Genomic DNA, 11,420 nt, shown 5'->3' with positions numbered 1-11,420 from the left:
TTTTTTGAGACAACGGGGGCGAGCAAGATCAGACCGCGAGGACAAACGACTTGAACAAGGCTTTCACCAAAGAGTCCGATGGCGACGAGGACGACGACGAGCTGTCGCTGCCGGACCTGCCCGCGTCGAGCCAGGGCAAGAACTACATCACGCCCGCCGGCGAGGCCCGGTTGCGCGAGGAACTGATGTCGCTGATCGACCACGAAAGGCCGAAGGTCGTCGACATCGTGCACTGGGCGGCGAGCAACGGCGACCGGTCGGAGAACGGCGATTACCTGTACGGCAAGAAACGCTTGCGCGAGATCGATCGCCGCATCCGTTTTCTGACCAAGCGGCTGGAGATGGCGGTGATCGCCGATCCACGGGTGCACCATGGCAACGACCGGATCTTCTTCGGTGCGACGGTGCGTTACGTCGACGAAGCCGGCGTCGAGCGCGAGATCACGATCATGGGCATCGACGAGGCCGACAGCGCGAAGGGCGAGGTGTCCTGGGTCTCGCCGATCGCCCGCACGCTGCTGGGTGCGCGCGAAGGCGATGTGATGACCTTGCTCACGCCCAGCGGGCCCCAGGAGATCGAGGTGCTGTCGGTGAGTTATCCGGCCTGAGCCGTCAGGGGCTGGTGGCGTGGAAGATGCGCCAGGCGATGACGCCCATCGAGCCGACGATGCCCAGCATCATCAGGGCGGGGCCGATACGCGATTCGCGTGCGGAGAAACCGACCAGCAGCAGCACGCAACTGGCGCCCAGGATGAGGAAGGTGGACTGAAGCAGGGTCATGGGCGAGATCTCGAACCGGACAAAACAAGCATTGTCGCGGAAGTGATCTCGTCATGTCCTGTATAGGATAAATCGCAGGCGGCAGCCGTGGGCCGGGCTCCTTCGGCGAGGCTCAGTGCAGCGACCGGATGGTCCGCGAGCCGCCGCTCGAGACCAGCAGGTACTGTCCGCCCACCTGCACCCATTGCTGGCCGGCGGGGGGGCGAGTGAGCCCGTAGGCACGCCAGTCCTCGATCACGAACTGCCGGTCCCTGAAGGCGGGCGGCAAGGGGGCGCCAGGGCGCAGATCGGCCGGTTGCCAGTTGGGATCGGGACGCGGCACGCTGCTGGCGTTCGGTGTATTGCGAACTTCGGGTGGTGCGGGCTCGACCGGCATGGGGTGTCCACGCGGACCCGGACGGGGCTTGACGACGGGTTGCTGGGTGACATAGACCGGGGCGGTGCGGGGCTCGGCCTGACCGACCGGGGCGGGCCGTGGCGACTGCGCCCAGAGAGCGCCGCTGGCCAGCCAGGAAAGCAGGCCGAGTGCGACGAGACGAGGGGCCTGGCGGCGAATCCGGGGAGGGCGGGATAGGGACATGGCGGGAACTCCGTGAGACGCCTGCAGCGGGGCCACGGCGGTCCTGCGCGTGAACGTCTGGTGACGGTTGTACGTCACAGCCTGCCGTGCGAGATGTAGGCCATGTGCTCTATCTTGAGGCAGCGGTTCTGCACGGCCGTGAACCCGGCCTGGCGGGCCCGGGCGATGGCGCTGTCGTTGCGTACGCCGAGGGGCAGCCAGATGAATCGTGCACCGATGGCCATGGCTTCGTCGATGGGGTCGTCGGTCTCGCTGCTGCGCCGGAAGATGTCGACCAGGTCGATGTTGTGTTCGGCGGCGGCCTGGGTCAGGGTGGGGTAGGCTTTTTCGCCCAGCACTTCGCCGGCGTCGGGGTGGACGGGGACGATCCGGTACCCGTGCGACTGCAGGTAGGTGGCGACCCCGTAGCTCGCGCGGTCGGTCCGGGGCCCGAGGCCGATGACGGCGATGGTGGTCGAACGGGTGAGCGAGTCGATCACGTCCTGTTCGGGCGCGTCGTCGAAAGGAGAAGGACGCTGAGTCATGGCGGGCATCATACGGCGACATCCCTGCTTCGGTGCATGGGCCTATGGCTAACCCTAGGGCCGCTGCGCCGCGTTCGATGCCTTGTCCTACGCCCGGCCCGGAAGGTGCCATGCAGCGCCGTGCAGCCCGGTGTTTTCAGTCGGCCGCGAGGGCTTGGGAAATGGTGTTGGTGCTGAGGATTTCGGGCAGCAGGTGCGGCGGCCGGCCCGGCTTGTGCAGCACATAGACCGGCACGCCGTTGCGGCCCAGGGACGCCAGGGCCGCCGTGATGGCTGCATCGCGCCGTGTCCAGTCGGCGCGCAGCAGGGCCACGTTCCGGCGCTGGAAGATCGCCTGCACCTCGGCATCGTCGAGCACGGTCTTCTTGTTGAACTGGCAGGTGATGCACCAGGCCGCGGTGTAGTCGACAAAGACGGTGCGGCCCTGGTCGAGCAGGGCCTGCTCTTGGGCGGGACTCCAGGGCGCCCAGCCGCCGGCAGGCACCTGGGTGCTGGCGGTGGCGGGCGCCTCCTCGCGCACGACAGTCGGGCCGACCAGCCATGCCAGGGCGAGCAGCACGGCCAGGGAAAAGGCGGCCAGAGGGAGGCGCAACCGCCCGGGCCGGCCGAGGCTCCACAGCAGCATGGCCAGTGCAACCAGCAGGGCCAGCAGCGCGGCGACGCTGTCGCCGCCGCCGAGCTGGCCCAGAACCCACACCAGCCAGACCACGGTGCCGAACAAGGGAAACGCCATGAGCTGGCGCAGGTTTTCCATCCAGGGGCCGGGCCGGGGCAGCCAGCCGGCGGCCCTGGGAACCCAGGACAGGATCAGGAACGGCAGCGCAAGGCCCAGCCCCATCGTGGCGAAGAGCAGCAGGGTCTGCCCGGCGGGCAGGGTCAGGGTGTAGCCCAGCGAGGCGCCCATGAACGGAGCCGTGCAGGGCGAGGCGACGGCCACGGCCAGTACACCCGAAAGGCCCGCATTGAGGGTGGGATGGCGCAACTGCCGCGTGGCCAGCGACGACGGCAGCACGCTGCCGGTCTGGAACAGCCCGGCCATCTGCAATCCCAGCACGGTGAACAGCGCGGCCAGGCCGGCCACGACGCCGGGCGACTGCAACTGGAAACCCCAGCCGACGGCCTGGCCTGCGGCCCGCAGGCTCAGCAGCAGGGCGGCCAGGGCTGTCAGCGACAGGATCACGCCGGCCGCATAGGCCAGTCCGGCGCGTCGCTGGGCCGGGCGGTCGCCGGCATGCGCCGCCATGCCCATGGCCTTGATGGCCAGAACGGGAAAGACGCAGGGCATGACGTTGAGCAGCAGGCCGCCGAGCAAGGCGCCGACCAGCGCCGCCAGGTAGGCGGGCCAGGATGCCGGCGACGCGGGGCCGGCCGGCAGCGGGTCTTGCGCCGCATCGGGACGGGGCCAGGGGGACGCGGTGGCCGGGGCGGCGGCGACCGGGGCCACGGCGGCGGGCCAGGCGCCCTGGATCGGCAGTTCGGCGCGCCAGCCTTGCAGACCGCCGTCGGCAGCCGTCAACGTCACGACGAGGGGGAGTGTGTCGGGGCTGGCCTGACGATAGGCCGAGAGCGGAACACGTGCCAGCCACTGGTCGCCCTGCCAATGCTGCTGCCACTCGGCGCCGGTCTCGATGAGCTCGGGCGTTTCGGTCAGGAATTCGAGGCGTTGGCCTTGCCAGGCAGGGGGCAGGCCGGCGAGCGCGATGTCCAGCGTGCCGGCTGGCGCGGCGGGATCGATCGCGACACGCTGGCCGGGGTGTGCAGGCAGATCGCGGGGCTGGCTGGCCAGGGCGGCCTCGAATGCCGCGCCATGGATGGCCGTGCTGCTGCGGGCATTGAGGCGAAGCGAGAAGTCGCCCTCTTCGGGAATGCATTCGACTCGGCAGACCAGCCAGCGTGCGTGCAGGCGGATATCGACCGTACCCAGCGGCGAGGGCTGGAAGCCGGCGTCCACGGTCAGGGGGACGGGCAACAGCACGGTGTCTTCGTAACCGTAGTTGGCGAGAGGGCCGACCGGGATCTTGCGCGGGACGGGCCAGGCAATGGGGCCGGCGGAGAGCCCGGCGGGCAAACGCCATTCGAATTCCGTGGGCAGGCCCGAGTCGCCGGCGTTTTTCCAGTAGGTGTGCCAGCCGGGCTGGTGTTCGATCCTCAGGCCCAGCCACAGGGGGGCTTGCGGCTGCAGGCCCTGCGGGGCGTAGGCCTGCAGCTCGGCGGTGACATGGGGGGTGGTCACCGTCGCAGTGCCGGGCAACTGGGCGTACGCGCCGGGCGTCTGGACGGCCCACAGCGCGAGCAGGGCGGCGAGGCCGGTCAGCCCTCGGCGCAGGCCGGGCATGCGTGTACGGGCGGTCTGTGCACAGGCGGCAGGGGTCGGGGGCTGCAGGGCGGTCAGGGCGTCGAGAAGCAGGTGCAACAACATGGGCACGGCGATCCGGCGTGTGGCGCGCCGGCACGCATCTGGCAGGGCAAAGGGCTGGAACCATCGCCGGGCGGGCCCGGCGATCGGATCGAGATGGAGCGTGTGATTATGACCAGATCGCCGGGCTTGCACCGATGCCGGCCTGCCGGGCGATCGTGGCGCTCAGACCGGCCTGGAGGCTGCGGGGGCCATCGGGGCGGCCGCGCCGGGCTGGCCCGGGCCGCCGGGCGGCAGCGAGGGGGGCGGCGCGATGCGCATGGCCCAGGCCCAAAGCGCCATGCCCAGCAGCAGGAACAGCAGGTGGCCGATGGCGATCAGCTGTGCGGAGTGGAACACCAGCGGCGCAATGAAGCCGGAGACCAGCGAGAAGGTCATCATCTGCACAAAGCTCTGCATGGATGCGGCCAGGCCGCGCATGTGCGGGAACATGCCCAGGGCACGCAACACCATGGCGGGCATCACCAGCCCCAGTCCGAAGGTATAGAACATGAGGGGCAGGACGGCATAGGGAATGCGCACGGGCCAGATGCTGGCGTAGAGGGCACCGGCGACCGCGGAGGCCAGCATCACGGCCATGCCCGCCCGCAGCATCTTGGCGGGGGCGACCTGGCGGGCGAGGCGCCGCGCGAGTGCCGCGCCGGCCACCGTGCCGGCCACCAGCGGGATGAAGAGCCAACCGAAGGCGGTCTCGGGCAGGCCCAGGATGTCCATCACGAAGGATGCGGCCGAGCCGATGTAGAGCGGCAGTCCGCCGAAGATCATGGCGATGGCCAGGATCATGAGCACAAAGGCCGGCTGGCGCAGCGACTCGAGGTAGCGCGCGGCGATCTGCCTCAGGTGGAAGGGCGAACGCTGCGCGGGCGGCAGGGTCTCGGGCAGGCCGCGCTGGCAGATCACCCAGAGCACCGCGCTGTAGAGGGCCATGAAGACAAAGATCGAGCGCCAGCCGGCCAGGCTTTGCAGCACGCCGCCCAGGATGGGGGCGATGGCGGGAGCCAGGCTGAACACCATGGTGATGGTGGCCATGACGCGCTGGGCCTCGGCGCCCTTGAAGAGATCCTGGACCATCGCGCGGCCGACCACCAGGCCGGCACCGGCGCTCAGGCCCTGCAGCGCACGCACCAGGATCAGCGCCTGGGCATTGGGCGCGAGCGCGGCGGCAAGAGAGGTCAGGGTGTAGCCGATGACCGAGACCAGCAGCACGCGGCGGCGGCCGAACGAGTCGGAGAGCGTGCCGGAGAACAGCATGGTGAAGGCCATGCAGGCGACGTAGACGCTGAGGGTCTGCTGGACCACCAGCGGGCCGACCTGCAGATCGGCGCCGATGGCGTGAAAGGCCGGCAGGTAGGTATCGATGCCCAGCGCCCCGACCATGGTGAGCATGGCGAGGACGATGGTAAGGGAGGCGTGAGTCATGACTGCGAGAGTAAACCGGGGTGAAAAGTGCCGCGAACGGCGGCGAGGAAGCGGCAAGGGGCCGGCCAGGCCGGGTGCGAAGGCCCGTAGCCGTCGATCCGGGCGCCAGGGCGCCGAGGCAGGGCATCGCGTCGCCGGCCGGTGAGGCTTCGGGTCGCCCAACCCGGCATTGTCGCCGGTTTGGCGTCGCGACGCATGGGGGGCTGGGCGTGCCGGACCGGCGGCAGCGGTAACATCGCAGTCCATGGCGTCTCCCGATCAAACCGCTCCTTCCGCTCGCACTCACGCAGGGCCCCGCAAATGGTCCGAGATGACGACCCGCGACTTCGAACGCCTCGATCCGGCGCGCACGGTGGCGGTGTTGCCTGTGGGGGCCACCGAGCAGCACGGGCCTCATCTGCCCCTGGGGGTCGATACGGTGCTGGCCGACGCCATGCTGGATTCGGCGCTGGGCCGGCTCGCCGCCGACCTGCCCGTGCTGGTCCTGCCCACCCAGCCGATCGGCTACAGCCCGGAGCACCTGGCTTTTGCCGGCACGCTGAGCCTGTCGATCGAGACCGTGGTGCGGCTGTGGACCGAGATCGGCGAAGGCGTGGCGCGAGCCGGCGTGCGCAAGCTGCTGCTCTTCAATGCCCATGGCGGGCATGTCGCCGTGATGGACATCGTCGCGCGCGAACTGCGAACGCGCTGCGGCCTGATCGTGTACGGCTGCAGCTGGTACAACCTGCCGCTCGATGCCCAGGCGACCGGCGCGTTCAGCGCGGGCGAGCACCGCTTCGGCGTGCATGCGGGCGACATCGAGACCAGTCTGATGCGCGCCATACGGCCGCAGGACGTGCGGATGGAGCAGGCCCGCGATTTCGATTCGGCCTCGCGTGTGCGCAGCGAACGGTTCGACATCCTGGGCAACGGGCGAAGCGCCAAGCTGGGCTGGCAGATGCAGGACTACAACGCAGACGGTGCCGCAGGCGATGCGGCCGCGGCGACCGCCGCCAAGGGGGAGGCGCTGCTGGCATCGGTCGGCGAGCAACTCGCGCTGCTGCTGGGCGAGTTGTGCGATCTGCCGCTCGATACCGTGGCGCCCCGGCAGCCCTGAGCCGCGGGGCCGTAGACCGGCCGTTGCGCCGTCGGCTGCTTGCGCGCTACAGGGTCACGTGCCCGTCGATGCAGGTCACGGCATGGCCGCCGACCCAGACTTGGCCGTCCGCATCGCGTTCGATGAAGATCTGGCCGTCGCGTTCCAGGCACTGGCCCTGGTAGGCGCAATAACGCTCGGGCATGACGCCATCCTCGATCAGCCATTGGGCCAGGCTGGCGTTGAGGCTGCCGGTGACCGGGTCTTCGTGCACGCCGATCGGGGCTGCGAATGCCCGCACCTCGAGCGTGGGGGCGTTCGCCTGCGCGGCGTCCACCGGGGCAACCGCCGGGACCGGCCGTGCAAAGGCCCGTGCCTCCCGGCTGGAGCGGGCGATCAGGCGGCTGTCGAACGGATCGGGCTTGATGGCGCACACGCCGACCTTGTGGCCGAGCTTGCGCAGCGCTTCGTGATCGGGCTGCAGTGCCAACACGGCCGATTCGTCGGCCAGCAGCAGGCCCAGCCAGACCGGGCCGTTGTCGAGGATCTGGGCGGCTTCGATGTGCTGGCTGCGGATGTCCAGCGCGGCGGCGATCTGGGCGAGCAATGTGGCACTGATCGGGCGGCGGCGCAGGGGCGGTGCGGCAAACGACAGACGACCCTGATCGTGGCGCAATTCGACCAGGCCGACCGCGCATTCCTGCACGATGCGGCCCGGACGCCGGGGCTGGCCGCCGGCTTCCAGCCATGCATGGCAACTGCCGAGCGTCGGGTGGCCGGCGAAGGGGAGTTCGCCGCCCGGCGTGAAGATCCTCACGCGGTAGTCGGCTTGCGGGTGCGTCGGCGGCAGCAGGAATGTCGTTTCGGACAGGTTGGTCCAGCGGGCCAGCCGCTGCATGGCCTCGTCGTCCAGATCCTGGCCATTCAGGACCACCGCCAGGGCGTTGCCGAAATACGGACGGTCGGTGAACACATCCACTTGTTTGAAGAGGCGTTGCTGGGACATGGGAAGGCCTTCTGTCGTTTACGGCCCCGGGGGCCGAGCATGCCGCGGCGAATGCTTCGGCGCGGACTTCGCGGAAGCGGGCGACCCCTGCCGGAGGCGGGCGGTCTGCCGAGGGTCAGGTGGGGATGAGGTCGAGCACGCCCAGGGCGCCCGGACGGGCCTTGATGGCTTGCCACCAGCGCATGAGGGCGGGCCGGTCGGCATCTTGCTGCAGCGGCAGTGCCAGCCAGCGGTGCACCTCGCAGGCCACGGGGATGTCGGCCATGGTGAAGGCGTCGCCGGCGAGGAAGGCCTGACGTGCCAGGTGGCGGTCGAGCAGGTCGAGCAGCGGTGCCGTGGCGGCCACAGAGGCTGCCAGCAACGCGGGCTGGCGCTGGGCCTCGGGTGTGCGAACCAGTTGCAGGAACGCATCGCGCCCTGCCGGGTTCAGCGTGGTCTGCTGCCAGTCCATCCAGCGTTCGGCATCGAAGCGGTCTTGGAGGTCTTCCGGATAGAGCGTACCGGCGGCATGCCGCGCACACAGGTAACGCACGATCACGTTCGACTCCCACAGCGTGTAGGGCTGCTGGCCATCGCCGTACTCGATCACGGGCACCATGGCGTTGGGATTGAGCGCCAGGTACTCGGGTGTGTTCACCAGGCCAAAGGCGCCGCCCGCTTCGGTGCGCTGGAACGACAGGCCGAGTTCCTGTGCGCACCAGACGACCTTGCGGACGTTGATGGACGACAGACGTCCCCAGATGTGCAGCATGGCGAGGGCTTTCCTGTGATGCGCGACGGCGGGATGGCGGCGGGCGTGGCTCAGGCCACGGTGTCGAGCTCGGCGGCCGAGGCGGCCTGGAGCGGCTTGGGCTGGGCGGCGATTTCCGCGCGCAGCACTTCGGCCAGGGCCGTGATCGCGATGTTGATCTGCTCGGCGCTGGCGGTCACGAAAGACAGGCGCAGCGTGTTTCGTGCCGGTGTGCCGGCATAGAACGCCGCACCCGGGACGAACGCCACGTTGCGCTCGACCGCCTTGGCCAGCAGGGGCAGGGTATCGATGTGCTCGGGCACGCGAACCCACAGGAACATGCCGCCTTCGGGCTTGCTCCAGCGCACGTCCAGGCCGGCCATCTCGCGCTCGAGCACGGCCAGCATGGTGTCGCGCTGCTGCTTGTAAAGCGCCCGGATGGTCGGCACGTGGCGGTCGATGAAGTTGTCCTTCAGGACTTCGGCCACCAGACGCTGATTGAAGATCGGGGTGTGCAGATCGGCGGCTTGCTTGGCCTGCAGCAGCTTGGGGTAGAGCGCCTTGGGGGCGATCACGTAACCCAGGCGCAGGCCGGGTGCCAGGATCTTCGAGAACGAGCCCATGTAGATGCTGCCCTCGGGGTTGTAGGAGCTCAGGGCTGCCGGCGGCGCTTGCTCGAACCACAGCTCGCCGTAGGGGTTGTCCTCGACGATCGGCAGGCCCAGGCGGGCGGCTTCGGCCATGAGCGCGGCGCGGCGCTCGGCGCTCATGGTGCGGCCCGTGGGGTTCTGGAAGTTGGGCAGCAGGTACATGAAGCGCGCACGGTCGGCGCCTTCGCCGATCTTGACGGCCAGGTCTTCGGGCAGCGGGCCCTGCTCGTCGCAGTCCACGCTCACCACGTTGGGTTCCATGGGCGAGAAGGCCTGCAGCGCGCCCAGGTAGGTGGGCGTTTCGACCAGGATGCGGCTGCCGGTGTCGATGAGCACCTTGCCGATCAGGTCGAGAGCCTGCTGCGAGCCGGTCGTGATGAGGACCTGGTCGGGATCGACCGTCATGCCCTGGTTGGCCGCAAGCTGCTCCGTGATCCAGATGCGCAGGGGCTCGTAGCCTTCGCTGGCGGCGTACTGCAGGGCGGCAGGGCCGGACTTGGAGAGGACTTCCTGGCAGGCCGCGGCCATGGCTTCGATGGGGAAGGTCTTGGCCGAGGGCAGACCGCCGGCCAGCGAGATGATGCCGGGCTTTTCGGCGACCTTGAGGATTTCGCGCAGGACGGATGGGTTCATGCCTTCGGCACGGCGCGAGAGAGTCCAGTTCATGTGATGTGCTCCGTTGGAGTCAGGTGAAAATCGTTAGCGATGCGGGGAGCTTGCCAATTTGTAGGGTGTACTTTAATCTTCATACCAGTACAAGACCAGTACAGTTTTCGCGAATTAACCACAATCTGTATCGGTTCTGCCACCAGAACATGACGATGAGTGCCGTGCCATGCTGACCCGTTCCCGAACCCTGAGTCTGACCGAACAGCTCGTGAGCCACTATGCCGGGCAGATTCGCGCCAGCCTGCTGGCGGCCGGAACCCGGCTGCCCTCGGTTCGCGACTGTGCGCGGCGCCATGGCGTCAGTCCCCATACGGTGGTGGCCGCCTACGACCAGTTGCTGGCCCAGGGCCTGATCGAGGCACGCCAGAAGCAGGGTTTCTATGTGCGGGCCCTGTTGCCGCCTGCCACGGCGCTGGTGAGGCATGTGCGCGATGCGACGCCGCCGTACCTCGACGCCGCGGCGCTGCTGCGCGGGATGATGCAGCCGCTGGGGCACCGGCCCATGCCCGGGGCGGGTGTGCTGCCGGCCGATTGGTTGCGCAACTCCTTTTTGAGCTCGGCCGTGCGCCGGGTGGTCAACAGTCCTGCTTTCGAGGAGCTGTCGCTGCATTACGGCGAACCCATGGGCGATCCGGTGCTGCGCGAGGCGCTGGCGCGACGCTTGCAGGACGTGTCGATCGCCGTGCAACCGGAGCAGATCGTCACCACGCTGGGGGCCACGCAGGGCCTGGACCTGGTTGCGCGCACGCTGCTCAGGCCCGGCGATGCGGTTCTGGTCGACGAACCGGGCTGGGCGCTGGAGTTTGCGCGCCTGGCGGCGATGGGCGTGCAGGTCTTGCCGGTGCCGCGCGGCCCCGAGGGGCCCGACCTGGCGGCCATGGCGCGTTATTGCGAGAGCCATCAGCCGCGCTTCTACGTGTGTGTGAGCGTGCTGCACAACCCGACGGGCTACAGCCTGACCCCCGCCGTGGCGCACCGCGTGCTGCAACTGGCCCAGCAGCACGACTTCTATGTGGTCGAGGACGATACCTATGCCCATTTCGCCCCGGCTCACGCGACCCGGCTGACGGCGCTCGACGGGCTGGTGCGTTCGGTCTACATCAGCGGTTTCGCCAAGCAACTGGTGCCGAACTGGCGCATCGGTTATGTCGCCGCGCCGCCTGCGCTGGCCGAGCGGCTGACCCAGACCAAGCTGCTCAACAACCTGACCACGCCGGCCTTGCTGGAACGCGCGCTGGCCGTCTGTCTGGAGCAGGGCCAGGTGCGCCGCCATGCCGAGCGTCTGCGTGTGCATCTGGAAGCGGCGCGCAGCCGCAGCGCGAAGCTCGCCCGCGCGGCCGGCTGCCGGTTCGTCTCCGAGCCGGCAGGCATGTTCGGCTGGGTCGATACGGGTGTGGATGCCGATGTGCTGGCCCAGCGCATGCTCGATGCCGGTTGGATGCTGGCCCCGGGTTCGCTGTTCTATGCCCAACGCAAGCCCAGCACGTACATGCGCATCAATTTCGCCACCACGCAGGATGCGGAATTCTGGCGCACGTACGCCCAGCATGTGAGGGCCTTGCGCGCCTAGG

General features: G+C 69.0%; 11 protein-coding genes. 3 read left to right on the top strand and 8 right to left on the bottom strand.

The features are described from left to right. Positions 1–50 precede the first annotated feature (50 nt). Positions 51–608, top strand: coding sequence for a transcription elongation factor GreB (greB, locus tag EC845_RS15730; protein WP_123299071.1), 558 nt, complete (start codon positions 51–53; stop codon positions 606–608). A 4-nt stretch (positions 609–612) separates the two neighbouring features. Here the strand turns inward: greB and EC845_RS22510 are convergent, their stop codons facing one another. The 5 genes from EC845_RS22510 to EC845_RS15710 form a co-directional block, all read right to left on the bottom strand. Beyond that, complete coding sequence (locus EC845_RS22510; RefSeq protein ID WP_199739822.1) at positions 613–780, bottom strand: hypothetical protein; 168 nt, start codon at positions 778–780, stop codon at positions 613–615. Between the two features lie 112 nt (positions 781–892). Continuing rightward, a complete protein-coding gene (locus EC845_RS22665; protein ID WP_233598107.1) occupies positions 893–1,360 on the bottom strand; it encodes an RcnB family protein in 468 nt (155 codons plus the stop codon). A gap of 74 nt (positions 1,361–1,434) precedes the next feature. Beyond that, the gene (locus EC845_RS15720; RefSeq protein WP_123299203.1) at positions 1,435–1,884 is read right to left on the bottom strand and encodes a CoA-binding protein; all 450 of its coding nucleotides are present in this window, start codon (positions 1,882–1,884) and stop codon (positions 1,435–1,437) included. Between the two features lie 136 nt (positions 1,885–2,020). Next, positions 2,021–4,219, bottom strand: a complete 2,199-nt coding sequence (locus tag EC845_RS15715) for a thioredoxin family protein (RefSeq protein WP_123299202.1) — start codon at positions 4,217–4,219, stop codon at positions 2,021–2,023. Between the two features lie 246 nt (positions 4,220–4,465). Continuing rightward, the gene (locus tag EC845_RS15710) at positions 4,466–5,719 is read right to left on the bottom strand and encodes a multidrug effflux MFS transporter (RefSeq protein WP_123299069.1); all 1,254 of its coding nucleotides are present in this window, start codon (positions 5,717–5,719) and stop codon (positions 4,466–4,468) included. Positions 5,720–6,029: 310 nt separating this feature from the next. Between EC845_RS15710 and EC845_RS15705 the strand changes: the two genes are divergently transcribed. Then, positions 6,030–6,815, top strand: a complete 786-nt coding sequence (locus tag EC845_RS15705) for a creatininase family protein (RefSeq protein ID WP_233598105.1) — start codon at positions 6,030–6,032, stop codon at positions 6,813–6,815. A gap of 46 nt (positions 6,816–6,861) precedes the next feature. Here the strand turns inward: EC845_RS15705 and EC845_RS15700 are convergent, their stop codons facing one another. The 3 genes from EC845_RS15700 to EC845_RS15690 form a co-directional block, all read right to left on the bottom strand. Then, entirely contained in the window at positions 6,862–7,800 is a 939-nt protein-coding gene (locus EC845_RS15700; protein WP_123299067.1) for a PhzF family phenazine biosynthesis protein, read from the bottom strand. Positions 7,801–7,915: 115 nt separating this feature from the next. After that, positions 7,916–8,551, bottom strand: coding sequence for a glutathione S-transferase family protein (locus EC845_RS15695; RefSeq protein ID WP_123299066.1), 636 nt, complete (start codon positions 8,549–8,551; stop codon positions 7,916–7,918). 50 nt (positions 8,552–8,601) lie between these two features. Next, a complete protein-coding gene (locus tag EC845_RS15690; protein WP_123299065.1) occupies positions 8,602–9,846 on the bottom strand; it encodes a PLP-dependent aminotransferase family protein in 1,245 nt (414 codons plus the stop codon). A 169-nt stretch (positions 9,847–10,015) separates the two neighbouring features. On the opposite strand from EC845_RS15690, the gene EC845_RS15685 reads away from it, so the two are divergent. After that, positions 10,016–11,419: a PLP-dependent aminotransferase family protein gene (locus EC845_RS15685; RefSeq protein WP_123299064.1), complete on the top strand. Its 1,404-nt coding sequence runs from the start codon at positions 10,016–10,018 to the stop codon at positions 11,417–11,419. The last annotated feature ends 1 nt before the right edge of the window (position 11,420 follow it).

Origin of the sequence: Comamonas sp. BIGb0124, from assembly GCF_003752175.1 — a bacterium.
Taxonomy (GTDB): domain Bacteria; phylum Pseudomonadota; class Gammaproteobacteria; order Burkholderiales; family Burkholderiaceae_C; genus Comamonas_F.
This window is presented reverse-complemented; position numbering and strand designations above follow the sequence as displayed.

What these genes read in the sequence shown, in the direction of transcription:
- EC845_RS15710 (WP_123299069.1), bottom strand. Translation starts at nt 5,719, where the DNA reads ATGACTCACGCCTCCCTTACCATCGTCCTCGCCATGCTCACCATGGTC.
- EC845_RS15715 (WP_123299202.1), bottom strand. Translation starts at nt 4,219, where the DNA reads ATGCCCGGCCTGCGCCGAGGGCTGACCGGCCTCGCCGCCCTGCTCGCG.
- EC845_RS15690 (WP_123299065.1), bottom strand. Translation starts at nt 9,846, where the DNA reads ATGAACTGGACTCTCTCGCGCCGTGCCGAAGGCATGAACCCATCCGTC.
- EC845_RS22510 (WP_199739822.1), bottom strand. Translation starts at nt 780, where the DNA reads ATGACCCTGCTTCAGTCCACCTTCCTCATCCTGGGCGCCAGTTGCGTG.
- EC845_RS15720 (WP_123299203.1), bottom strand. Translation starts at nt 1,884, where the DNA reads ATGACTCAGCGTCCTTCTCCTTTCGACGACGCGCCCGAACAGGACGTG.
- EC845_RS15705 (WP_233598105.1), top strand. Translation starts at nt 6,030, where the DNA reads ATGACGACCCGCGACTTCGAACGCCTCGATCCGGCGCGCACGGTGGCG.
- EC845_RS15685 (WP_123299064.1), top strand. Translation starts at nt 10,016, where the DNA reads ATGCTGACCCGTTCCCGAACCCTGAGTCTGACCGAACAGCTCGTGAGC.
- EC845_RS15695 (WP_123299066.1), bottom strand. Translation starts at nt 8,551, where the DNA reads ATGCTGCACATCTGGGGACGTCTGTCGTCCATCAACGTCCGCAAGGTC.
- EC845_RS22665 (WP_233598107.1), bottom strand. Translation starts at nt 1,360, where the DNA reads ATGTCCCTATCCCGCCCTCCCCGGATTCGCCGCCAGGCCCCTCGTCTC.
- EC845_RS15700 (WP_123299067.1), bottom strand. Translation starts at nt 7,800, where the DNA reads ATGTCCCAGCAACGCCTCTTCAAACAAGTGGATGTGTTCACCGACCGT.